This window comes from Ruegeria hyattellae, assembly GCF_041537925.1.
Classification (GTDB): Bacteria; Pseudomonadota; Alphaproteobacteria; order Rhodobacterales; family Rhodobacteraceae; genus Ruegeria_C.
Genome location: NZ_JBGOSH010000002.1, coordinates 591,907 through 617,627 on the forward strand (window position 1 = coordinate 591,907; position 25,721 = coordinate 617,627).

The 25,721-nt window shown below is 56.2% G+C and carries 16 protein-coding genes; 5 read left to right on the plus strand and 11 right to left on the minus strand.

Features of this window, described 5'->3' with window-relative positions:
* Positions 1-8 precede the first annotated feature (8 nt).
* Entirely contained in the window at positions 9-1,988 is a 1,980-nt protein-coding gene (locus AB1E33_RS06700) for a phage tail sheath family protein (protein ID WP_372576478.1), read from the minus strand.
* Positions 1,989-2,365: 377 nt separating this feature from the next.
* Here AB1E33_RS06700 and AB1E33_RS06705 point away from each other — a divergent pair, with 377 nt between their 5' ends.
* The 4 genes from AB1E33_RS06705 (at position 2,366) to AB1E33_RS06720 (ending at position 8,158) form a co-directional block, all read left to right on the plus strand.
* Positions 2,366-3,286 (plus strand): AfsR/SARP family transcriptional regulator, encoded by a 921-nt coding sequence (locus AB1E33_RS06705; RefSeq protein ID WP_372576479.1) that lies wholly within the window; start codon positions 2,366-2,368, stop codon positions 3,284-3,286.
* A gap of 160 nt (positions 3,287-3,446) precedes the next feature.
* Positions 3,447-3,602 (plus strand): hypothetical protein, encoded by a 156-nt coding sequence (locus AB1E33_RS06710; protein WP_372576480.1) that lies wholly within the window; start codon positions 3,447-3,449, stop codon positions 3,600-3,602.
* A 279-nt stretch (positions 3,603-3,881) separates the two neighbouring features.
* Positions 3,882-4,808, plus strand: a complete 927-nt coding sequence (locus AB1E33_RS06715) for an SMP-30/gluconolactonase/LRE family protein (protein WP_372576481.1) — start codon at positions 3,882-3,884, stop codon at positions 4,806-4,808.
* A 137-nt stretch (positions 4,809-4,945) separates the two neighbouring features.
* Complete coding sequence (locus AB1E33_RS06720) at positions 4,946-8,158, plus strand: ATP-binding protein (protein ID WP_372576482.1); 3,213 nt, start codon at positions 4,946-4,948, stop codon at positions 8,156-8,158.
* On the opposite strand, the gene AB1E33_RS06725 is transcribed toward AB1E33_RS06720, so the two are convergent.
* The 10 genes from AB1E33_RS06725 to iadA form a co-directional block, all read right to left on the minus strand.
* Positions 8,155-9,552, minus strand: a complete 1,398-nt coding sequence (locus tag AB1E33_RS06725) for a hypothetical protein (RefSeq protein ID WP_372576483.1) — start codon at positions 9,550-9,552, stop codon at positions 8,155-8,157. The genes AB1E33_RS06720 and AB1E33_RS06725 overlap by 4 nt on opposite strands.
* A complete protein-coding gene (locus AB1E33_RS06730; protein WP_372576484.1) occupies positions 9,549-10,265 on the minus strand; it encodes a hypothetical protein in 717 nt (238 codons plus the stop codon). The genes AB1E33_RS06725 and AB1E33_RS06730 overlap by 4 nt, the downstream gene beginning before the upstream one ends.
* Positions 10,266-10,268: 3 nt before the next feature.
* Positions 10,269-11,294 (minus strand): catalase, encoded by a 1,026-nt coding sequence (locus AB1E33_RS06735; protein WP_372576485.1) that lies wholly within the window; start codon positions 11,292-11,294, stop codon positions 10,269-10,271.
* A 463-nt stretch (positions 11,295-11,757) separates the two neighbouring features.
* On the minus strand, positions 11,758-12,984 hold the full coding sequence (locus tag AB1E33_RS06740; RefSeq protein WP_372576486.1) for a hypothetical protein: 1,227 nt from the start codon (positions 12,982-12,984) through the stop codon (positions 11,758-11,760).
* 15 nt (positions 12,985-12,999) lie between these two features.
* Positions 13,000-13,383, minus strand: a complete 384-nt coding sequence (locus AB1E33_RS06745) for a hypothetical protein (RefSeq protein WP_372576487.1) — start codon at positions 13,381-13,383, stop codon at positions 13,000-13,002.
* Between the two features lie 16 nt (positions 13,384-13,399).
* Entirely contained in the window at positions 13,400-16,114 is a 2,715-nt protein-coding gene (locus tag AB1E33_RS06750) for a hypothetical protein (protein ID WP_372576488.1), read from the minus strand.
* 575 nt (positions 16,115-16,689) lie between these two features.
* Positions 16,690-18,432: a Mur ligase family protein gene (locus AB1E33_RS06755; RefSeq protein ID WP_372576489.1), complete on the minus strand. Its 1,743-nt coding sequence runs from the start codon at positions 18,430-18,432 to the stop codon at positions 16,690-16,692.
* Between the two features lie 14 nt (positions 18,433-18,446).
* Entirely contained in the window at positions 18,447-21,248 is a 2,802-nt protein-coding gene (gene cphA, locus AB1E33_RS06760; protein WP_372576490.1) for a cyanophycin synthetase, read from the minus strand.
* A 35-nt stretch (positions 21,249-21,283) separates the two neighbouring features.
* Complete coding sequence (locus AB1E33_RS06765; RefSeq protein WP_372576491.1) at positions 21,284-22,159, minus strand: cyanophycinase; 876 nt, start codon at positions 22,157-22,159, stop codon at positions 21,284-21,286.
* Positions 22,160-22,200: 41 nt separating this feature from the next.
* The gene (gene iadA, locus AB1E33_RS06770) at positions 22,201-23,370 is read right to left on the minus strand and encodes a beta-aspartyl-peptidase (RefSeq protein ID WP_372576492.1); all 1,170 of its coding nucleotides are present in this window, start codon (positions 23,368-23,370) and stop codon (positions 22,201-22,203) included.
* Positions 23,371-23,992: 622 nt separating this feature from the next.
* Between iadA and AB1E33_RS06775 the strand changes: the two genes are divergently transcribed.
* Complete coding sequence (locus AB1E33_RS06775; protein ID WP_372576493.1) at positions 23,993-25,666, plus strand: glycosyl hydrolase 108 family protein; 1,674 nt, start codon at positions 23,993-23,995, stop codon at positions 25,664-25,666.
* Positions 25,667-25,721 lie beyond the last annotated feature (55 nt).

Genomic DNA, 25,721 nt, shown 5'->3' on the forward strand with positions numbered 1-25,721 from the left:
CGACTCCTTCAGACCTCGTCCTGACCAGCAAGCTGCTGGATGGAGATGATGACGAATTCCGCAGGCTTGAGGGGCGCAAAACCTACCAGCACGTTTACGACGCCGCTGTCGATATCGGCCTGGGTTGTGGTCGTAGCGTCGCAGCGCACGAAATAGGCTTCTTGCGGCGTGGTGCCCTTGAAAGCCCCCTGACGGAAAAGCTGGTGCATGAAAGTGCCAACGTTCAGGCGGAGCTGCGACCAGAGCTGTTCGGCATTGGGCTCGAAGACGGCCCATTGCGTCCCGCGGTAGAGGCTTTCCTCAATGAATAGTGCAAAGCGACGCGGCGAGAGGTACTTCCACTCGCTGGCCGCCGCATCGGCCCCCTCAAGCGACCGCGCCCCCCAGCAGATCGTACGGTGGACCGGGAAGTTGCGGATGCAATTGAGCCCGAGAGGGTTCAGCGCCCCGTTCTCCGCATCCGTGAGATTTTGCGTGAGTCCGCGCACACGGCTGATTGTCGCTTCTGTCCCAGCTGGGCTTTTCCAGACGCCACGGCTGGCATCGGTGCGTGCATAAAGACCCGCAATGGCTCCGGAGGGCGGAAATTTGCGGATCTCGAAATTCTGCAGGGGATCGACAAAGAGCAGATGCGGGTAATAGGCTGCACCGTGATTGCCCGTGACCGTCAGGCTACCGCTGATCCAGTCGATAGCGCTGGCCGTATCGCGCACCTCCGGAGGTGGATCGACCAGCAGGAAGGCTCGCTCGGCCTGACACAGCTCCATCGCGCGGGCAAAAATCTCGTTCGGATCGACAGTGCTGTCAAGTGCGTTCGGATCTCCGGGAGCCGAACGCGTGGCATCGGGGATGCAGAGAATGTTAAAGAGATCCACGCGGCGCAGTGCATAAAGCCCTGTGAAGTTGCCTTGGTTTCCGATGATCGTGGCACTGTCGGGAAGGCCCGTTCCGGCCGTTGCCTCAACGGCGCCCGTTGACGCCTGTTCGTCGCGGCCAAGGCCCATGCGGTAGTGGCCCACATTGCGCGTGCCGGTCGATAGCCCCAGCATGGCAAGAGCCGAGTTTGGTACGCCCGCACCGAAGGTCAGGCGGGCATCAAGCGCGTCGCCCAAAAGTGTCGCATCGAAATCCGGGAAGATGCGAAGCCCTGCACCAGTGCCAGAAGGAACGCAGCGTACGGCGGCACCCGGCAGAAGCGGGCCAATGACGGCGTTTATCTGGCGCTCCACATGTCGGCAGAGCCCAGCAATGGATTGCGGCAGCGACTCGCCCACGGCAAAGACCGGCACCTCGACACTGGTGATCGCTCCAGCAGGCACATCGGAAGAGATGCGGATCGAATAATTCTGGTCGTTGAGCAGGTTTGCAAGCGTCACATCAGCGCCCACTGACCCGGTCTGGACCGGGCGGCTGGCCGCAGGATCGGCGATGTCGACGGTCACGAGTTTCGATCCAGTGGCCGGGTCGTTCACAACCGCTGACACGTTGCGTGTACTCGTGGGCGACATCGAGACGTTCAGGAAGCGCTCGCTCTCGCCACTGCCCGGATCGGTGATTGTCAGGTTGAAGGCGTTGGCATCCACCGCATCGTCGTGGTCCACATCGATCAGGCGGTTATTGGCATCGAGACCCGTGGCTGCAGCCGTGAAGGTCAGCGCCGCATTGGCACCGGCACCTACGGCATCTTCCGCCGTGATCTGCGCTGGTAGGGCCCCCATGCGGGGCACGCGCACGATGACGGCCTGTGTTCCGCCATTGGCAAAGAACTGCTGCACAGAGTATGAGACGTGACTGTCGCGATGAAGACCACCGAAGTGGCGTTCGTATTCGCCAAAACTGCGCACCGTATAAGGGTAATTGTCGCGCCCGTTGACGCGGGCGGTCCAGCCAACAAAGGCCGCAATCGAGGTCGCAACCCCGGCAATTGACCGGACACCGCTTGGCACTTCCTGCACGTAGACGCCCGGATAGGTAGGTGAGACTGGCATGAGTCGAGCTCCATCATCGTGGGCGGGGGCCGCCCGGAATTCCGAGGCTGCCCCCGGCATGGGAACAGCGACTCGGTCCAGTCTGCGCCCCTATCAACACGCGTCTGTCACCAAAGTGTCACGGATCTGTCGCGCCAACGATGCGCAGAAAGCCACCGGCGGCTTGACCAGGTGTTTTGCATTTCCCGTTTCTGGTGTACTCTGTGCATTAGAAAAATTGCGGTGGAGCGTCGGTGTTCAGGTCCGGCGGCTTATTGTTCAGCGAGCCTACGCCAGAAGATTGTTGAAGCCGTTTCTTTGCACCCTGTCTATTCCGACAGACGCGCGCCCGGATTTTGAAAGACTCGCCGATCGAATACCCCGCGAAAGGTCTTTTGATGATGAATGCATTAGTCGTTACCCTCTTTGGCGCTGTTCAAGTCAGCCCACCCGGCCCCGCTGCACCGCGTGCAGCCCCACTGAAACAGGCCGCACCTAAAAAGCCCGCGCGCAAGGTGGCAGAACTGCTGGGGTATCTCCTTTGCGGCGGGCGGCGCAGCTACGAACGCACCGAACTAGCAGATCATTTCTGGAGCCACCAAGGCAGCGACCGCGCACGACGCTGTCTCAGCACAGCTGTCTGGCGCCTGCGGCAGATTCTGGAACCCAAGGGCGTTCGACACGGCACCTATTTGTGCCTGAATGGGCCAGACACGCTGGGATTCAACTGGGCCAGCAAGCATCATGTGGATGTGATCGACATGGAGATGGCCCTCGACCGGGCATTGGCTATCTTGCCGCAGCGGATGTCGCGCGAGGAGGTACATCAACTCGAGGCCGGGCTTGCGCTCTATGCGGGCGATTTTCTATCGGGCGCGCAGGATTTTTGGGTCTTGCGCGAACGTGACCGGCTTTCGGCACGTTATCTTGACGGGCTGTCGCACTTGATGCGCTACAAGCTACATACGGGCCAGTACCAGGCGGGGTTGAGCCTTGGATTGCGAATACTTGAGCGCGATCCGCTGCGCGAGGATGTACACCGGGATATGATGCGCCTGAATGTGCGGACCGGCCAGCGTAGCCGGGCGATACGTCAATATCAGGAATGCCGGGCGCACTTGCAACGAGAACTGCAGATCGATCCAGCACCCGAGACCGAAGAGGCCTATGCCGCTCTTTGCCAGGGCGGGGTTCCAGATCTGGAACCAGATCAGGGCACGGTATCACCGCAAATGGCCGAACAGGCGCTCAAGCGCTTATGCCGCGCCCTAGAAGAGGTCGATCGCGCCCGGGCAATGTTCGAACGACTCTCACGTTAACGCGGCGAAAGTTACAGTTTTGTCGCGAACTTCTCCGCCAACTGAATTAACCAAGGAAACTTGAACTTTCGGGCTGCAAGATGGGACAAATTTTCGAACGGGAAGGTTCCATGCCTGAACTGGCCCTTTGCGGATCTAACTGAACCACCTTGATCGCCACATGACAAATCTGTTGGCGACGATGATCAGCAACCGCAAGAGTGAGCGCTGGTCCCTGGACTTCCAGTCCGACAGCTTCGGCGCATCCCGGAAGTTCCGCAACACAGCTATGAACGACAAAGAATATGAAATCCAAACCCGCAAACTCTCGTTTTAATGGAGGGAGCCTCGGGGGAAGTGGGTGGCGCTTGTAGCTGATTGACAATGACTTCATCGATGTCATTTTTCCCCAAGCATAACATGAGCAACCGAACCACAGGATACATGACTACGGCCCCAGTTCGGTTGGCCCCGTTGCGAGGTTGAGAAGGTCTGGTTAAGCTGACTTCATGAGAAGGCATTTGAGGAATTGTCTGCCCGGCGGCTCTGCAGTGATCTGGATGCCGCTTTTTTTGTGAAGACCATTTCTGAATTTTTTTGCTAAGGGAGCGACCGGATGTCACTGAAATTGGAAGAAGTTGCGAGCGGTCTGGGCTTTCCAGAAGGCCCGGTTGCAATGGACGATGGCTCTGTTTTGTTTGTCGATATCAAACACAAGACACTCGCGCAGTTGATGCCGGACAAATCGCTTGATCCCAACCCGACATTTCTGGACGGCGGGCCAAATGGAGTGGCGATCGGACCCGATGGCGCGGCCTATATCTGCAACAATGGTGGCGTCTATACCTTCATCGAGTTTGGGCCGGACCGCATTACGATCCCGGATTCCAAACGCCCGGATTACATCGGTGGGTCGATCCAGCGTGTTGATCTGCAGACCAAAAAAGTCACCGAGCTATTCGGAAAATCCCGGGGCCATAATCTTATTGCACCTGACGACATCGTTTTTGATGCGGCAGGTGGTTTCTGGTTTACCGATACGGGCATGCAACATGCGACCACCAGCGATTTCGGAGCCGTCTATTACGCAACGACCGACGGCACCACCCTGATACATGCTGCAACGGTGCCGACGGCCAACGGGGTCGGGCTCTCGCCGGATGGCAAGAAGCTCTTTGTTTCCGACACGGTATTTGGACGGCTCTGGGTCATGGACATTCTCGGGCCGGGCAAGCTGCAACCGGGGAAGATCCCGCAAACACCGGGCAATGTGGTTCAGACCCTTCCGGGCTATCAGTGGCTCGACAGTCTGAAAGTCGAGGCGGATGGGCGTGTGTGTGTCGGCACGATCTTTAACGGTGGCATCACCATCTTTAGCGCGGATGGAACAACAGAGCATCTGGCCGTGCCCGACCTTTTCACGACCAATCTCTGCTTCGGCGGTGCGGATCTGCGAGATGTGTGGATCACCGCGTCGAGCACTGGCAAGATCTACAAGACGCGCTGGCCGCGACCGGGGCTCAAGCTGTCTTTCACCGCCTGAGGGCCCGACGGCAGATTTTCCAATGCGGGCGCGACGCCATGTGTCGCGTCACTAAATTTGTTATGAAATGGCAGTTGAAAATCCGGTACCGCAAACAGTAGCCCGCGCGGTATTTGTTGTGTTATGCATCTACCGCAATGAAGAACAACGCCAAAACCACAGACAGGTCGTCACCAAGGCTAGGCGAGCGTCGTCTGGTTTCGGTGCTTTTTACCGACATGGTGGGCTATACACCCATTGTGGAACAGCTGGGCGCGGAAACCACTGCCCATTTCACCAGTATGATCTATGACATGCTCTCCGGCGTCATAGAAGAACATGGCGGTGTAATCCGGGGATTTGCAGGCGACAGCATCATGGCCGTTTTCGGCATTCCCGATGCGTTGGAAGATGTCGGATTAAGAGCCTGCAGGGCAGCTATGGCGATCCAGGCTCTGTTTGCGGCCTCTGGAGATGACATCGAGGAACGGTTCGGCGTCACCCCGATCATGCGTGTTGGCGTCAGCTCTGGTTCCGTGGTCATGGCTGCGGTTGAAGGCGCAGACGGACAGATGACGGCGGTCGGCAACAGCGTCAATCTTGCAGCCCGCATTCAGGCCCTAGCCCCCGAAGGGGGTTGCCTGATCTGCGACACAACCCGTGGGCTTGTCGAGTGGTTGGTCGATCTGAACTTTGAAGGCGAACATACGATTAAAGGCGTGGCCAAGAAGCAAAAACTGTGGCAGCTGCAGTCGATCCGCGAAGGCGCCACGCGCTTCGATGCGTCTCAGGCGCGCGGCTTAAGTCAGTATGTAGGACGTGAGGTCGAGCTCTCTGCGCTTTCGGAGGCGCTGGATCAAACGCATGACGGATTGCGTGTGATCGATCTTGTTGCCGAACCGGGGTTAGGCAAAACACGCCTGGTTTATGAGTTTCTGGGCCACGCGAAGGCCAAAGAAACCGTCATACTGACAGGGCATTGCACCACAGACGGTCGACAGGTGCCATTCTTGCCATTTCTTGAGGTTGTACGCAGCTCTTTTCACATCAATCAAGATGACGATCCCGAAGAGATTGCCTCGAAGTTGCAGGAGGGATTGCAGCGCGCCGGGCAGGATAAACCCGAAAATCTCGGACTTATGATGAACCTGCTGGGTCTGAATCCGCCTGAAGGGACGCTGGATGGTCTCGACGGTGTGTTGATCGGTCTACGAACGCGCGATCTGCTGCCTGCACTTTTGAAGGCGCAATGCCAATTGGGGCGGGTGGTGCTTTTAGTCGAAGATACCCATTGGATCGATGGCGCATCGGAAACCATGATGTCCAAATTGGTTGAAAGCGGCGATCTGGATAACTTGCTGATCCTGAACACCCATCGACCAGAGTACATTCCGGGGTGGAAAGACAGCCCATCCGTTTCGACCCTGAAACTCAAACCACTGACCGAAGGGGATATCCACCATCTTGTTCAATCCCGACTGAAGGTTGACTCCCTGCCAGATGCGTTGATCAAAGAGGTGGTCGACCGCTCAGGAGGCAACCCGCTTTTTGGTGAAGAAATCCTGAGCTTTCTGACGGAAAAGGGCGCGCTGCGAGTCGTACAGGGTCAGGCGGTATTCGAAAACAAGCCTGGCGGTGATGAGTTGCCGGCAAGCATGCAAAGCCTTCTCTCTGCGCGTATCGAGCAGCTTCAGCCAAAGGATCGCGCGCTTTTGCAGGCCGCCGCTGCCATTGGCCGAGAGTTCGATCCCGGGCTTTTGTCGATGGTTACCGAGCAGGCCGATGAAACTGGCGCAGCGCTGCAACGGCTGCAGGCGCTTGATATAGTGTTTCGCAAGCCCGATTCTTCGGATTACATGTTCAAGCACGTATTGCTACGAGAGACTGTTTATAAAAGTTTGGTTGCGAACCGGCGATCTGAATTGCATCTCGCAATCGCCGCAGCATTGGAAAAGCGTAACGCCAACCGGCTGCCCGAAGCGGCCGAAACCCTCGCCCATCACTACATGCAAACGCCGCGTACTGATTTGGCTTTTGAATACAGCGCGCTTGCTGGGGCAAAAAGCCTTGGCGTATTCTCGCATGACCAGGCGAACCAGTATTTTGCCGATGCTCTGGCGCTTTATGAACAGGACCCGACCTGTGCCAGCGATGATGCCTTTGCAAATTTCCTTGCCAATTATGCGCTGTGTTCGAATATTTCTCTGGACGTCATGACCATGATTGAACTGGCCCCAAGGGTCAGGCCGATCCTGAAGGAGATTGGTGACAACAGCGACCACGTTCTGTTCTTGCACCATTATGTGTCTTGTCTTGTCTGCAACAGCCGGTTTCTCGAGGCGCTCAACGTTCAAAGGGACCTTACCGAGATAGCGAAGCGCGTCGGCGATCCGAAATCTATTGCCTACGCTATGGTCAATGAACTTTCGGTTGGAATATATTGCGCACCGCTGTCCAATGCCGAGTTCGAAGCCAAGACGGCCGAAATCGAAGCTGCATTGACCAACTTCAACGACGCCTATCTGCAAAACTTCTTCTTCGCGACACTTGGGTGGAACGAGCTAACGCGTGGTCGGGTCATCCGGGCGCGAGAAACCGCAGAGCGCATGGTGGCGGATGGCGAAAAAAACAACGACCCGCGCGCACTTGGGTATGGAATGGCCATGAAAGCGCTTATCGCGGTCGTAACCGACGACCACCAGACTGCGCTTGAATTGTCAGAGGAAGCACACCGGCTTTCACGTGCCGAATTTGAGATGGCCATTGCCGAATCCTCGAGAGTGGCCGCTCTTGTTCCGCTTGAACGACCCGGCGCCCGCGAAGCCGTGCAAAGCTACGTGGATATGTGTGAGGCCAATGGCTGGCTCCTCTTCGCCGGTGTTCCCCAGACAATGCTTGGGGTCGCTTTGGCGATGGAAGGCCGAGTGAGCGAGGGCCTGCAACAGATAAAAGCGACTATCGAACTTCGCGAATCCGAGGGTGCACAGATCGCAGCGGATTGGAACCGCCTGTTTCTCAGCGAGGTGTATCTGCAGATCCTGACGGGCGAGGGTGATGCTTCGTTTGGTGTTTTGATGCGCAATTTCGGATCGCTCGCGGGCGTCATGCTGTTTGGGAAAAAGCGCATTATCTCGCTGATTGAGAGAGTGCGCAAAAACACACAATTCGACCCGGATGGGCACTATTTCGCCCGCGGAGAGATGATCCTTGGCCTTCTGTACAAGCTCAAGAAGAAAAATGAACAGGCCATTGGGCATCTGATGACCGCCCATCGCCTGATCAAACCGACCGGTGCATCGCCCATGCTCACGCGGATCGAGGATGCCCTGCAGGAGCTGGATGCCAGGACAGGACCAACCCCGTCAACCTAGTTCGAAAGCTGCGCAAGGTACCGGATCGCAGGAAGGCTCGGAAGAAAGGTATACGCGCCGCCACGTGTTTTGACGAAACGCGGGAAACCGTTTAGCCGAATGCGACCGCCGTCTTTCAGCGTCAGTTCAAACGCGCTGGTTTCAGGCACGTTGGCCCCGAGCAATGGATCGTTGGTACCGGTGATTTCGGGATCTTGCAGCCCGTAGTTCAGCCAATCGCAAACAACCGCTTCAAATTGCGCTCCGTAGTTCGCGCCGATGAAGTTCCCCAGCAATCCACGCTCAGCATCGTCCCGGTTTGCAGGGTCGAAATCGGGACCATATGACATCCCCCGACGCACCAGCCGTCTTGAATAATTGGCAACGCGCTGAACGATGGGTCCGCCTCGTGGATTGACGCGACGCATATGCGCGCCGGCCGGGCAACGCGAGGCGCGGGTATAGTCATAATTGGTCGGCGAAACTTCTTTTGCAGGCCATTGCGCATTGGGGGAGAGTTCATAAGGGACGCCATTGCGCCATCGACCACACATCTGCGCCGCAACGACCTCGCGCAGTGCGCCATGGCGATCCATGTCCTCTCCCACCCGCTTTTCATCTTCGGGCGCCAGCAGGAGGCCGCCCTTGGGATGATCGAGTAACTCCGTGGCGGCCTTATCAAGGTAATCCTCGAAACCCTTCGCATCCTGCTGCAGCACACGGAAGGCATTGAAGGCCCCGTTGTGGCCCAGCACATCAGGTTGGGGAATACTAAACAACATCCCTTCAAAATGCGTCGGATGCCCCAAAAGAACGGTACCCAGCGGATCTTTGGGTTCATTCACCTTGGCCTGCGCAGGATCGAAGACATGGCGGAACCTGGGCTGTGAGATGCTATCGACATAGCCGAAAAACACTTTGCTATCGGGCAGATTGCGTCCGTTTCGTACGCCCAGAACAGTGAACGCCTTTGCCACCTGCGTTTCGGTCTTATCGAGGTTTTCTTCCTCGTCTGCATAGACCGAAGCCACGATATGAATCCGGTCTGGCTGATCAAAGGGCGCGGGCCAGTGCTCGGGCGCACTTTCCCCGAAATCTCCCAGTTTGATCGCTCGCTTTGCCATGCCTTCGGCATACTCCAACGGAAAGCTGTCAAGGTCGCGGCTAGCAGTTCCCAGCGCTCGCAGGCCTTCAAATGTCACACCTATATTGAAGCAAACCTGGGGCTTCACTTTCCAATTCGCCGAACGGGTGATCGCCGGAATTTCACTGCTCGTGCCATCGGCGGAGGCCGCCAGAAACTGCCGCGCCTTTGCGCGGTCTGTGACTTCCAGAAAAAGATGGCGGACCATATTGTTGCGATATCCGCGCAGGATGTTGCCCTGCAGCTCTTCGGGATCAAATATAGCGCTCACCAGCCCACTCCCAGCTTGTCGCGCACCTGCGCGGCCGAAAATCCAGGATAGCCGCGATAGCCGCCGCCCAGCGAAATGTTGCGATTGGTATGTAGCTGCAGGATCAATTCACGCGGCAGCGACATGAGTTCATGAGGGGGGGCGTCCGGTGATCGACCCGCCTGCGCATCCTGCACATCAAACAAATTGATCGCGTAATCGGGTGCCTGAAACAGATCATGCGCCTTGACCCACTCGATGAATTCCTCAACGTGATCTTCGCAAGGGAAGAGCGCCTCGCCCCCCTCAACCAAGTGCATGAGATCATCAAAAACGCTGCCGATGGTTGCGATGAAATCCCGGATGTAGTTGCTAAAGTCCCCATCATAGACCGAGATCATGCAGACATAGTCTTCGACCAGCAGAAATCGCGCCGAATGAACCGTTCCCACATTGTCGAGACCCGCGAAAATCTCATCCACGTTTTGCGCAAGCGCCATGACCGCCTTGGCGCGACCGATAGGCGACGTATCCTTCAGGGGCATCAACAGATTCATCATGCGCTGCGCGTTGTCGCTAGGCTGCAACGACGGGCGCGGCCCCCCCGGCAGTTTCGGTTTGGGATCACGCCAGACCCAGTAAGGCACCACCACATATTTGGACAGAAACTTGAACCAGCCCCGCTCGGGCAGGCTGTTTATGTACCTGTTGAGCCACCCGCCATCATCGCTCATGCTCTAGCCCTCCGTCCGGCTGAACGGGCAAGGAATGCCCCCCCGCCGGTTGCTTGAAAATTCATAGATTTCCTTGCGGATCTTCAGGACGGGATCTTCGGACGCTCTCATGCCATCGATCAGGAGACACGGGTTGAAGCTCAGATCCTCGCAATGCGTGTCCTGATCCTCCGGCACCTCCTTGAGCGTCAGAATACCCATCATCACCCGCTTGCGATGCGGCGGCCATTGCTTGGTGGAATCGTTGAAGTCATCGCCTGTTTCACCAATGGTCATCATAAGTGAAAACCGCTCAATGCCATTCGCAAGCCGGTTCTCAAGATCTTTCTTCAAGTAGACATCCACAGGTGGTTTTAGAGGGTTTGTATTGAGGACCCCGGCTATAGGCTGCCAGTTGAACCGGACCCAGCGGTCAGTGCCATCCGGTGCGGTCACGATGAAGGTATGAACGGCGTGGTAGGACGCCCGAACATAGCTTACCGGCGCACCGATAATTGATGCCTGAAGCACCGCTGGCTGGGCATAGGCATGTTTGTCGGCAAACTCCGTAGCCGCTTCGTTGGGGCGCGTTTTCTGTCCCGGATAGGGGTCAGGCATCGGCAACTGCAGCTTCAGAAAATCCCGGATCTTTTGCCAAGGGGTTTCACGATGGCATTCCTTTGGGCGCGCCGCGAGGGCGAATTGCAAAAACGTATCAGGTGTCGGCGCAAAAAACACCGGCAGCGTCATTGAAATGAGATCGGTGGCCCTGTCATTGCTCAGCTTGAAGCGCACGGCCATGCCGCGAACATCCGACCAGCCATCATGCTCTTTAACCAAGCCCATACCGTTGGAGAAGCGAACAGCCACATCCAGTGGCTTTTCAGATGGTTGAAAATGCTCGGCGGTGCAAAAATTCTTTGCGACCGGGGACGCCTCAAAAACACCTGTGGCGCCGACACCGATCGTGTGAACCGGTCGTCGCCTGATGCTGCCACCTTCGATATCAAGCGCATGAACAATTTCTTCAACAAGATTAGGATCGTCCATCAATATCCCCAGCGTGCCAGAAAAAGGTTAGAATAAACAGATACTTTGCAAAACGCATTTCGCGTGATCATGTCCGCGAGAATGCAAACCCCTCGCCACCAGACTGCGACCCGCTGCCGACCCGAGTCAAGATCATATTAACCAGGTCCTTTCCGGTCCGACCCAGCTTGTTTCCAAAATTCATTGGCATCCTGAGTGAAAACACCTCTGCGATCAGATCGGTTATTGTCCGGGCGACTTTGTTTCGTTTGCCGTAGCGAAGTTTAGCGAGATTAGTATTTTCTGGACCGTATTGGATGGATCAAGTCGGAGTCGAATTTGCCACTTGTCTCTGCGACCTAAAACTGGGCCAGTATTTTGGGCGAGAAAGGGGATCGGGAGATAGTTCGGAAACGAGACTCTGACGAAGACACTCTGAAGCTGCTGCGAGAGATTGAATTTAAACAAGCGCGAACGGAGGCAATCAGTTCGCCAGGCAATCTCGTGCGATCTTCGCCAATGCGCCACCAAGCTTTTTTCTGATGGGTAGATTGACGTTGAATGGGTTATTCTCACACAGCTCGATTACCGGATCGTTTTCCAAAAACTGCTTGTAAGCCGCCGCTTGACTGGCCAGCGCCTTGGCGGCTTTCTTGCGATCCGCGCCTTTCGCCGCCTCAAACTCGAGCATGGCCTTGGAGAGTGCTGTTTGATTGCCTTCCGTCACGCCGTTCAAACCGGATTTGGCGATCCGGTCCAAAACCGGGTCGCTAAAGCCCTTGATCACCGATTGCAGTTGCGTAATGGACGCATCAATCCCTTCTTTGGCGTCCCGCCATATCTCGCGTGGACTGACAAGCAATGCGTCCGCACCCTCCAGATCAGCCTTGAGGGTCTTTAGCGATGTTGCTGCGCCGGACAGGTTGCCGGATTTGACCATCGATGCCATCGTACGTACCTGGTCCATCAATGCCGTCTTTTTTTCACCTTCCGGCAGCGCCTTGATAGCGGCCAATTTCTCGGCCAGCGCCGAATTGAGCTTTTTGGCCAAGTCTTGCGCCGACCGCTCTGTCGCAGCCGCCTTCTGGTCTTTGGACGATGATGGCCCCGCATCCGTCAGCTTTTGTTCAAGCGAGGTCACCACCCCCGCTGCGCCAGCGGCATCCTTGGCGGAGAACAACTCCGCGGCCGTTTTGAAATCCTTTACGAGGTCCGCTGGCGCATCCTTGCCCAGTTTCTGCAAATCCACCTTTAGTACCTGCAAACGTTTCTTCAGCGCGGCGACGTCAATCTCGGGACTGGAGCCTTTGTTCGCGTCACCGACTTCATCCTCATCCGGCAGCGTATCCTCATCAATCTCGTTGCCATCCGCATCTATTAATCGCGGGTGAAACTTGCCCATGCCCTCTTTGCGGAGCTTGACCCTCAATTGACGGATGATGCCTTTCAGAGGTTTCGTCGGAACAAGCAACACATCTGCCTCTACAACGGTAAATGTTCCAAAGCAGGTCTTGCCGATTCCCGGCGCATCCTTGACCTGGCTTTTCAGAGTGTTCGCCGGCTTACGAAGATCTGCAACCAATCCACAATTCTCAGGTTTGGATGCCAGGCCAAACGCAAAATTTACAGGCTGACCCGATGACCGGGCCTTTAGAAATAGCTTTTTGATGTCTTCCGCTACAAACGCTTCCTTGGCGCTCTTCTTGGCCATGACGAAACCTTCCCATCACATGCTAGAATCGATCTGATCGGCCCATTCCTCGTCCGTCATCCGCTCGAATTCCATCACCAACTCATTGCCCGGTTCACTAAGCATCGCATCCGGCCAGATTTTGTGAAAGGCATAGGTGAACAGTTCGACCAATTGCGCATCACTAAAAGGATAGCCCTGGCCAGCAAAGATATTGATGCGCCCGGTCGGATCGGTGATCAGCGCATCAAGCGACAGGCGCAGCCAATCTGTGTTTCCATCGGCCTCCGCCGCCCGCTGAACCCCCAGGATGTCCAGGTCGAACCGGGATAGATCAGACATTGGATCAGGTGCGCTGGCCCCTGCCCCTTGCGTCAGTTTGCGGGTGTATTTTCGGATCATGTCCCGATGCATTCTCATACTCTGGCTCTCCCGCTTATTTCACGTAGGCTTTCAATTCGTCGTCCCATCCTTCGGCGACGGGATATTGTTGCATCATGACCCAACGCCCCGCGATCTTGGCCGGGGCCGCGCCGTTTTTTGCCGTGTACTTCGAGATGTAATCTGCGTTGTCCTCGGGGGTGGCGCCGTCGATTTTTTCATACTCCCAAACAAAGAGTACATAGCTACGGGTCAGATCGGACATCTTTTCGTAGGTGTCATAATACTCGGTAGTGCCGAATTCTCCGGTATTAGGGTCAAATTTGGCCTGTTTGCTAACACCGACAAATGCCTCATCAATCGGCTTCCCATGGTCGATTTCATAGTCGTGCGGCGTTGGCTGGTTTCCGGGGTCCAACTCCGTTTCATTGATGTCTATCCCGGCCTGCATTGCCATCTCCGCAGCCGCTTCGCGCCCGGCAAGCCAGTCGGCACGGGATTTGAACTTGGACGAGGCCGAAGTCGGGCTATGCCCCCCGCCGGGTGCAGACCCGTCTTTGAGCCGCAATATCAAAGCATCGTCGCTCACGTGATCACCGTGGCGCTTCAACGAATGACCGGCGTTGCTACCGACCGCGTCCGCGTCTTCGTAGGCTTGCGCGCAGGCATCAATCATCGTCTTGCTGACCAAGATCAGAGCATCAAAATCGGCGCGCGCCTGATCATAGTCACCCGACTTTGCCTTGGCCTCGGCTTTGCCATAGTCGGACTCCAGATCAGACTTTGACGGTCCACCCGCAAAAATAACTGCCTCGCGCGTCGGATCCTGCGCAACCGCGCGTTTCAACGCGTCGATGACCATCTTGGCTTGCTTGTGGGCCGCAGCATATGCCAGCGCCTCTTCTATTCGATGGCCATGTGCATGCATCTGCAAAAGCGCCTCGTCGTACGCACCGCTGCTTCCCAAAGACCTGATCGAAGTCAACGCAGTCACCAAAGGCGTCTTTGCTTCATTGATGATCATCAGGCGCAAGGCGCGGTTCTGGCGTTTTTTCAGCGCATCGTACCGGATTTCATAGTCTCTCTGCTGTTCTGCCAGTTCCGCATAATCGGTGCCGGTCAGCACTGCGTCGAGATCTGTTTGTGCTCCATCCGGATTCCCGCCCCTCGCCTTGACTTCGGCCTGCGTGATTTCGGTGGTCAATCCTGCCGCCAAAGCTGATCCACCGGGCAGTTTCGACAGAACCTGATTGGCAAAGGCCAGAACATCGAGATACCCGGCCAGCGCCTTGACCTTGGGCACGACCGGTTTCAGGTGCTGCAACGCCTCCGCAAATCTGCCAGCGCTGCGCGAAGTCTGATAACTGTTCAAAAAACCATACCCATCAGCGGCAGGGTACTTGCCGCGAACAGGCCGGATCTCGGCCATCAACGAGATAATTTCCGAAAGGTTTGTCATGTCGACGATCTTGTCATAATGCGGCTTCGCGGTCGCATAATCAGGCGGATTCTGCGACCGGGCCGCGCCCAGATCGGTCCAGGCGTCGTCCAGCGCAGATTTCTCGGTGCCAGTCAAAATAGCTGACAGGGCGTCGTATTCGCGCGACAGGGCACGCTCTGACACGCGAATATTACATGCGTCAATCGCAGCCGTGTTCCCGGCATCTTCCGCAAAGTCCCGCAGCAATTGCGCCGCCCCCGCAGGGTCGCCTGCCTTTATTCTCGCCTCGGCATCTCGCTTTGCGTTGCGATAGGGCTCATTTCGCAGCATCATCTTGTCGTATTTGTTAATTTCGACGGCCAGGTCATAATTGGCCGTGACAAACAGGAGCAACACGTCGATTGCTGCAATGGCCTCAACATATTTATGATCGACATCTCCGAGCTTGCGCGCCGCCTTGTAGCCTCTCTTAAGCTTGTTGGCATCTTTGACATCGCTTGAGGCGACCACGGAAAACGTGACCCGATGCTCGTTTTCAAACTCTTTTACCTTTGCGAAATAAGGGCGAGCATCCTGAAAGTCCGCTTCGACTATCGGGGCCTGTTTCGCGAACTTCACAAGCTCTGCCTGCGCTTCAGTGAATTTCCCCTGTCGGGTTTCAGCATTGGCCGCTGCCTTGCAGGTACTGCGATTGCCAAGCGCCGTCGCTTTCTGAACATCCGGTACAGCCATCTCGGTAAAGGCAAGTGTGTCTTGGCGCCATTTCGAATAGAAATCCCCAAAGGCCTCTGCCTGCGCCGCCTTCATTATGAACGCCGCCGCGCCGTCTTGCGCCGTGTCATAGTCTGATTTGCTCTCAGCTTCGCGGTGAAGAGCCATCACATCAGATAGTTTGGCCTGAAGATAAACATAGCCGCCCTCGTCAAGAGACTTGCGCACACTGTCAAACTTGGCCTGCACCTGTTGCATGGACTGTTCGCTGATGATCCGGGCACTGGCGATTTCGGTCTGTGCGGCAACATCCACTGCCAGCTTGGCGATTTCGCCGTCGACCTCATCAAATGTAGCCGCGTCACTTATGGTCGCAACTTTTCGCGCCAAGGCCGCCTTGGCCGAGGCAAAGGCCCGCCGCGAGCCAGACAACAGTGTTTTGCCAAGGGCAATCTTGTCGATCTCGGATCGCGCGGTTACACGCCTTCCGGCCAGCGGATCGCTCTCAGCCGGATCTGGTGGCGTATTGGACATTTGCCAGGCCTTAACCTCGTAAAACTTGGCAGCCCATTCTTGTATTTTTGGATATTTCGAAAGTGCGTCTGGGTTCCGTGCCATCGCTAAGTCTTCTCGTTGTGCGGCCATATGGTAGCACCAAAGCCTGAGCTACTTCCGACGCCTTGGACAATTTCCGGCGTCTTTTTGGGCTACTCTTCACTCCTGCTGATCAGGTTGGGTTTCATCTTTTCTCTAACAATAGAACACGGCTTGGGGTTTGCCGATATCAAAATCAGCAAGACAAGGCTGCGGCGCCTCCGGACGTCAGACCAGAAAGCGCCTCCACTGGCTATCGACAAACCGCGCGGCGCAACACCGGCTGGGACACTCTCGCAGAGCATAGGGGGCATTGAATGGGAGTCCGCAACCGTCACATGAGTTAGGTAGAACACAGTAAGATTGCCAAGTTGCTTGAAGCCAAAATACCAGTTCTTGAAATAGCAGATCGGCTGTGCCTGGCATTGTTGACCGGTTGCCACGAGCTGGTCGCGACAAGAATATCCTTGATTTCATGCTATCGGAACGCCGCGACATTGCGGCGGCAAACCACTTGACTGGAACCGCCCCAATACCGAAGGCCTGACCCAAATTCAAAGTGACAAGGCTGCTATCACAACTACAGTTGCGACCCGCAATCAGTTTTGACTTTCCAAGAGATCAAAAACCGCATCACGTTCGGACAATACCAGTAGCAACGCTAAGTCGTTGGGCTTTAACTGATCCAGAATTACACGCGCCGCTTCTGTGGGCGAGCCAGCATAAAGCACGCTATCCGACGTCAAGCCTGCATCGATCGCCGCGCTCCTAATCAGGGCCGGGATTTCCCCAAGTTCACGCCCGCGCAAATAGCTTTCCATTTCAACCGCAACCACAACATCCGGATTGAACTGCAGCGCAGTCTGGGTGACATCATTGATATCCTGGTCAGACCGGTCGCCCGCATGGCTGAGCATAATAAACCGGCGTTTGGCCGGAATGGCGGACATCGCATCGCATACTGCGGCAATAGAATGCGGGTTATGGGCGAAATCCACAAAAACGCGGGCGCCGTTACACGCAAACTCGTTACAGCGACCCGGGTTGTCCTTGGCGTCGGGTTTGAAGCCAGAAAGCCCAGAGCATATACTACCATCGGCCAAGTCCATTGCCCTACCGACACAGAGCGCGGCCAAGGCGTTTGACACATTGTAACTGGCCGCTCCATTCATTGTGATCGGTACATCGCGAACAGATGTCACAGAATGCTCTGCCTGACCGTCAAAAAACACCATTTTACTATCAAGCAGATAGGCACAGGGTGCGCCCTGGGCACGAGCTTCGGTGATTTGCGGTGCATTTGAATCCAATGAAAACCACCATATTGTTGCATCGGCGCGATCAGCCTCGGCAACAACAAAAGGGTCGTCGGCGTTCAGGACAAGCACGCCGCCCTCCGATAAAGTCCTGCGAACAGCGAACTTGGCCTGAGCCAGATCCGGGACGGTGTTCACGCCATATTGCCCCAGATGGTCATTGGCGACATTGGTGACCACGGCAACCCTTGCCCGGCGTGTAGGCAGGCCCCGCCGCAGGATGCCACCGCGTGCCACTTCGAGAATGGCAACTTCCAGCCGGGTATCGCGCAACAGCATGCGGGCCCCGCCTGGGCCCGAGTAGTCGCCGCGGTCGAGGATGTCGTCTCCGACACGAACAAAATCGGTGGAGGTTAGCCCCGCAATCTTGCCCTCCGCCCTGGCAATTGCCGCGCAGAGCCGGGTTGTGGTGGTCTTGCCATTGGTTCCGGTGACAAAGGCGATGGGCACATCATGAAGAGTGGCCCAATCAACTTGATCGGGCATTGGCAAGGCGTCGACCGGCCAAACCTGACTGCCCGTCCCGTGGCCGATCGAGATCTCATCATCATCGCACAGGATATCGACACCATGGGTATGCGCGGCAGCGATCAAAGCGATCAGAGCCGGGTTCGCCTCTTTCGCCATCACCGTTTTGACATCCGCAATCATGGTGTCGAAATTACCCGGAGTTTGCCCGAGCAACTCCGCGGCGCAAAAGTGCCACGCGGTCTGAGCTGCAAAAATAGATGAATATAGTTGATCCATCGGAGCGGAAATCGCGAGGTTCACGCCTCCTTGAAACTGGCGAACGATACGGTTCTCTTGTTGCCAGCCCAAAGCATCCAGAACCCTACGGGCGTGACGTTCCCACAATCTCGCAATCAGATCGCGCTCTGCGTCTTCGCAAAACACGTCCATCACTGCGCCCGGGCGGTCCCATAGCAAACCTGGTCCTGTCAGGCGGCGAACATCATCAACCTGAATGTGATCTGTGGTCGCGCTGACAATCGTCAACGCTGTCTCAAGCTCTTCGATACGATCCATCGGCGATCCTTCGATCAATCGGCTTCTTCGTCTATTTCGCGCGCGAGGCGCACACCGCGCTCATCCCGAATGAGCGACTGATCGGCTTCGAACATCTCTTCGAAACCCGTCACGGCCGCAGGTCTTGAGCTTTGCACCTCGGCTTCAGCCTCGTCATCGCCTGCGTTGTGATAGATGATCTGCTTCCAGCAGCGCGCGCTGTCATCGCCGAAGATGACAAGCAGGTCGCCTGCAGCCGCCATCTCCAGCCCGGCATTCACCGCTTCGACCTCGGCGGGGATAACGCTGATTGTGCTTTCCGGCACACCGTTGCGCATCAATTCCGCTTTGATCATCTGCGGGACTTCATCATGGCCGCGCCCTCGGCGACGATCATCCGCCTTGCAGATGTAATGATCGAAATGCCCGGCAAGGATGCCCGCGCTTTCCAGAATATCCTCGTCCCGCCGGTCACCCGGCATCGCGGCCACGGCAATACGGCGGCGCTTGACGTCCAGTCGGTCCACAAGATCGGTCACAACGCCGATAGCGGCCGGATTATGCGCGTAGTCCAGGATCACTTTGAACGGATGCTCGTCATAGACATTCAGCCGGCCCGGAGCCTGGAAATAGCTTGTGTCAAAGGTTCTTAACCCATGGCGGATGTTGTCAAGGTCGACACCGAAACTATAGGCCATGGCCGCTGCGAACATCGCGTTCTGGACATTGAAGATCGCCTTGCCTTCCAGCGCTGCCGGGATCAGATGCGACCAGAGCACGGGCATATGCAAGCCATTGTCGTAGATGGTCAGCATGTCACCATTCATGCCGTTTTCCAGTACGATGGCCTTACCACCCGCCTTGATATGTTCTTTCACCAGACTGTGCCCGGGATTGGTAGTGACATAGAAGATCGAATTGACGTCAGCGTAATCCGCCATCTTGAGGCAGTTGATATCGTCAGCGTTCAAAACCGCCGTCTCTGTCGCGCTTTCCACCACCACACGTTTGACGACGGCCAGTTCCTCAACAGTGTTGATCCCGCGCAAGCCAAGATGATCAGCTGAAACATTCAGGCATGCCGCCACGTTTGAGCGTTGGTATCCAAGTCCGGACCGTACCAGCCCGCCCCTCGCTGTTTCCATCACCGCGAAATCAACCATCGGATCGCGCAGGACGATCTGAGCGGATTTTGGGCCGGTCATGTCGCCCTTGACGCTCAGCTTGCCATCTACATAGACGCCGTCGGTCGACGTCATGCCAACGGTCTTGCCGCTGCCTTTCATGATATGGCCCAGCATCCGTGAGGTCGTGGTTTTCCCATTGGTACCGGTGATCGCCGCGATCGGAATGCGCGCCCTTTCCCCGACCGGAAACAGCATGTCCATCACCTTGCCTGAGACGTCGCGCGACTGGCCCTCGGACGGGGCGACATGCATGCGGAACCCCGGAGCGGCATTCACTTCGACAATCGCACCACCGATTTCTTTGTAGGATTTGGTGATGTCATCGATCAGGAAATCGACCCCGCCCACGTCTAATCCTACTGCCATGATCGCGCGCTCTGCCATGTCGCGGTTATCGGGATGGACAACATCGGTCATGTCAATCGACGTGCCACCGGTTGACAGGTTTGCGGTCGAGCGGAGATAGAAGATTTCGCCTTCGGGCAAAACTGTTTCGGCGCTATGCCCTGCTTCGTCCAACAACCGGTTCGCCTGATTATCCAGCTCCAGTTGGGTCAGTACTTTTTCGTGACCAATCCCCCGGCGCGGGTCGAGGTTCACGATCTCGATCAACTCGGCAATCGAGCTTTTTCCGTCGCCCACCACATGCCCCGGCACGCGTTTTGCCACTGCCTCGAGCTTGTTGTTGATCACCAGCATCCGATGATCGAACCCAGTGACAAAGCTCTCGACCAGGATGGCACGGCTTTTGGAATGCTCCTTGGCCTCGTGAAAGCCCGCCTCAACCTCTTCGTCGGTATTGAGATTGATCGACACGCCGCGCCCATGGTTGGCATCCAGCGGTTTCACGACGACCGGATGACCGATACGACGTGCGGCGCGGATAGCTTCACGACCGCTATAGACCATGTGTTGCTGTGGCACCGGCAGCCCGAGATCATTCAGCAGGTTATGCGTGTCTTCCTTGTCGCAGGATATTTCGACCGCAATATGCTTGGTTTCAGAGGTAATCGTCGCCTGAATCCGCTTTTGATACTTACCGTGACCGAACTGGACCAACGAGTATTCATTGAGCCTGATCCAAGGGATATCCCGCTCTTCCGCCGCTTTGACCAGAGACCCGGTCGAAGGGCCAAATTCCTTGCGCTGCGCGCGCAACACGAAGGTGCGCAGCTCTTCTTCCCAGTTGAAGTCTTCGTCGAACTCATAGTCGGACTGATCCTTCAGTGTCTGTGGCAACAGATGCATCAGCAATCGCAGCGCCAACTTGCCGGCATCCAGACCAACGTCGCGCTGCCGGTACTGGTAGACCATGTTGTACTGTCCAGGCTCGCCGGCGGAACGGGTCCGCCCGAAAGTCACATCGGTGCCTGCAACGCCCTGAATTTCCAGTGCGCAATGTTCCATCACGTGGCCAAGCCAAGTGCCCTCATCTTCGCGCAGACGTCGGATGAACCCGCCGGGTTCACGATAGGAGCAGCCATGCTCTGACAGCCCCGGCAATGCCGCTATCAGGCCGTCGACAAATCCGCTACCGATTTTTGCCGAGGGCCAGTCTTCCAAAAATCCCAAATCAATGACATGTCGTATGACCGGAAAGCTCGCCCAGACGTTGGGGCCGACATAGACATTGGTTGAGACGATTTTCATAGGCTTCCCCGTTCAAGAATTATTGTTCCCCCCAATCACCCGATGTTGCCGCCACTTGGCACAGGAAGGGTGCAGAACGCCGCATGCTCATCGGGTGGATAGGCTTGACGTGCCGCAAGGTCATAACGGCATCCTTCACCTAAAACGTCAAGGCGCAGGCCCAGAAGGCTGAGCGCCTCTCCGCGGCGCGCGTCCCACATGGACGAATGTGTCAGATGGCTGGCGTCGACAACAGTGACCGTCCCGCTGCCCACAACCTCCACTACGTTGTCGGGACCGATAAAGGCAGCCGTGTCTTCGTCGATCCCCAGGCCGATCAGAAAAGGGTTAAACGAAGAAGCAGTTAGCAAACGCCCCAGCCGGTTGCGCTGGGTAAAATGCTGATCGATGATCACCGCATTGGTCAGCCCCATCCCGGGCGCCAACGTGATGTTCCCCTCTGCGGGCGCCGCGTTGCTGCTGCCACCGGCGACCATGTGCTCGGACATGATGGAGGCACCGGCGGACGTTCCAGCGACAGGGATACCCGCCGCGTTTCGGCGGCGAATCTTCTGCGCAACGAGGGTTCCGCCAAGAATGGCTGAGAGACGGAGCTGGTTGCCTCCCGTCATGAAAATCCCGGTCGCCCGGTCCAGCATGTCGGCAAATTCCGGATTGTCGCAATCGGCCCGGCGCGAGATGGGCAAAAACTCGACCGTACCGGCCCCCAGATCAGAGAAGATGCGGTGATAATCGGGACCCGTATCTTCCAACATCGAGGCGGTTGGAATCACGACAATATCTGCGTCTGGCCCACCGGACAGGTCCAGAAATTTCCGGTGGATTTGCATCTCTTTGACCCGGTCTTCGCCCCCGCCAATCGGGATGATAAATCCGCGATCCGTATCTTCGTTTGCTGGTGCTGGGCACATAGCCGTTCTCTGTCCTTCGTTCGTCCCGATTGTTCGGAGGGTTACTTCGTGGATTCGTACATGCCCCGACGCACTGTCTGATGATCCTGCATGTGCCACTTACCGCGAGCCATAACATCCCGAACGCCCAGATCGCCATCCAAAATCACCAGATCGGCATCCATGCCAACAGCCAGACGGCCTTTGTGATGCAGTTTCAGCAGGTCCGCGACATTGCAGGTCAAGGGAGCAAGCGCTTCTTCAAGTGGAACGCCCAATCCGACAAGCTCGGTCAACGTGTCAGGCAGGGTCTGAGACACGCCTACCCCGAACCGCGTCAGCCTACCATCGCTGTCAAAGGCCGGCAGACAGCCACCGCCATCCGAACTGATTGTGAAGCGGTCAATCCGACACCCGGCCTCTCGAAACTCAAGATACGCATCGGCAGCCGAAACTCCGGGGTCGATATGGCCATCGGGAAAGGCCGTCGCGTCGATAAAGCAGCCATGCCGCGCAAGTGCAATAGCCTGCTCAAGCAATGGTCTGTTGCGATTTACATGGGTCGGGTTGAAGACCCGTGCCGGAATCTCACTGGTTTTGATTGCCTGTTCCAGCATTTCCAAACCCCGGGGTCCATCGCCCATATGAAAATGCACGATTCCGGCTTTGCCCGTCATCAGGCCGGCAACGTGCGACTCGCTGGCGATCCTCAGAACCTCGTTCAGGGTGGGTTGGCTAGACCGGTGATCACTGAGCGCAAGCTCGCCGACACCGATCACCGGATCCAGAAAGACAATATCCCCGCGTGCTGAACCGGTCAGAGTGGTCATGGGAATATGATAACCACCAGTATGGCACCACGCCGAAAGCCCTTCTTCTCGCAATCCATAGGTCTGAGTCACCAAGCTTTCGGTGCTTCGGGTCAAATCGTCGGTGCCAAGGACGCCGACGACGGAAGTGACACCAGCGGAGGTAAAGGAGGACAGGTGGAGAGGCGGAACGCGGCTTGACGCCCCGGTTTCACCTCCACCGCCGGTGATATGGGCATGCCCATCGATTAGGCCGGGCACAACTGGAGCTCCACCCAGGTCATGCACGGAAACCTCAAGCGCAGCTTGCAGTGCCGGTAGCTCGGTGCCCAGATAGGCGATTTTCTCGCCAGCGATCAGAATAGAGCCCGATCCAAGTAGGTCGGGCGCAAAAATCTCTGCGTTGGTCAGAAGTGTTAGCACGCGGCAAGCCTTTTGAGGATTCCATCGCTTTCGTAATGGCTTGTCACGCGGTTTACAAACTCGACCCCGATTGAACTGGCTATGAAAGGTGAAAACATCCGACCCCGATGAGCAATTTCTGTGGTTTTCCTACTCCTGGCGAATACTAGCATTGGTCTGGCACGATGGCAGCGAGCCTTATCGAACTTTTTTGCTCCGTGCGGTCTAGCTCAAGGGTTTGTTCGGTTAGGGCTTCCTTCCATTCCATCGAGTGGATCGCACCATCAAACCTTGGGTTCAAACACCTAGGGTCACGGAATCTCCGACTACCCGTGCCAGATTTTCGGGGTCAGCCCAGGTTCGCGATAAACTTGGGCGTGAGTGCGGGCACCCATCACGATAGACACTTACTGATCGCATAGGTCCAACGAAGTGGGTGATTCCACCCTCAGTAAGCTAAGGGATGACTTTAATGCCAATTTTTGCTATCTTGATCGCCAATCTCTAGAGACGTTTTGTGTTGTAAGTATTTTTCGCTGCATCTCGATTTGATGAGTCTAGCGAGTTCTGAATTAACCGACGCAATCGCCTTCGTCGGCAGCTAAGGTATTTTTTTTGAATATATTGGAAAACGGTTATTACCATGGGAAATTCCGCTAAGCGTGACAGCGACACATCCAGACTTCACCCGGCAATCCGTAAAAAAGTTGCAGCGATACAAAAGCAACTTCACAGCGAAAAGATCCCATTTGAAGTATTCGAAGCATTTCGCACGCCGGAACGGCAAGCGATATTATTCGCAAAACGTCCCAAGGTCACCTGGGTGGGCCCATGGGGGTCGATCCACCAATACGGATTGGCTGTGGACTTTGTCCTCAAGATCGATGGAAATTGGTCTTGGGACGATAGCGGCCCTGAGGCCAAGTTCTGGGATCGGATGCACGAAATAGCCCAAAAGAATGGCATGACTCCCCTTTTCAACAAGAAGGGAAAACTGATCGAAAAGCCACACATTCAGTTGGTAGGCGTTTCGGCATCTGAGTTGCGCAAAGGCAAGTATCCCGATGGTGGCGATGAAATCTGGGCCGAACATTTAAGTGACCTGATCGACAATTGGGAAGGACCAGGTACCGCGCCGCCACCACCCGACCTTGCCCCCGACCGCCCGCCACTGGACCCGGCGATTCTGGCGGAACTCGAGGTCGAGTCCGACAGCGACATGCCAAGCCAAATCATGAGCGCAGTCTTCGACCCTCGGTTTCAGAAGTTCCACGACTTTATCAAGCGTTGGGAAGGCGGTTTCGTAAATCATCCCGCTGACAAAGGCGGCGCTACGAACATGGGTGTTACCATTGGCACTCTGGCCGACTGGCGCGGCTCAGATGTAAGCGTGGAGGATGTTCGCAACCTGACTCGTGCCGAAGCTGACGACATTTTCCGCGCAAGGTATTACGCAATGTGTCGCTGTGGCGAGATGCCCGATCGAATGGCCATGGTGGTCTATAACTGCGCTGTATTATCAGGGCCAAAGACGTCCATAAAAATGGCGCAGGAAGCCTTTAATATCTTAGGCTTGACGGTAGATGGTAAAGGTCTTGGCGTTGATGGCATCTTGGGCCGGCTAACAATGGGGGCCATAAAACAGACCGATCCCAGTATTCTGGCCGACGCCTTTATGGATCAGCAGGAAAAACACCTGCGCGGCTTGGATACCTTTTCGGTTTTTGGGGCCGGATGGCTGAACAGGATGGCCGGGCTTCGTGAGATCGTAAATACTCTGCCAACAGGAGCGGGTGTGCGCCCGACAACGAAGATGAACATTTCCGAAAACAAAGTAGATTTTCAGGATATTCTTTCCATTGCGATTTCTGCCCGAGAGGGTGATACGAAAGCTTCGCTTGCCAAGATTGCCGAACTGGTATTGGAGTCCGATCCCGAGGACGGTTCGACAAGCTCCCGCAACAAGACCCTGCTACGGTTGCTTCTGAAAGATAAGTTAGCTGGCGACGGTGAGTTAGAGGATGTCTCGACCATTACAACTGGGCCAGACGGAAAACCTCCCCTGACACCGATCAACGCTGCACTCGGAGAAACGATTGGCAAGGCAATGAATGGCAAAAAGTCAGTGTCGGGGATTGTCGGTTTGGTGCTGACGGCGGTTCTGCCAAGCCTTGGAATTTCGGGGGACATCGTTCAATTCATTTCCGATAATACCGAATTGTTGCTGACGCTGTTTTCGCTGCTCACGGGATGGGGGATGTTCGGCAAGCTAGATAAGGCGATACGGCTGGTTGGGATGGTGAATGAACGGACTTGACAGATTTGGAGTATTTTTCTTCGGAACTGAGGCCACAGACATGCCCGGGTTTGCG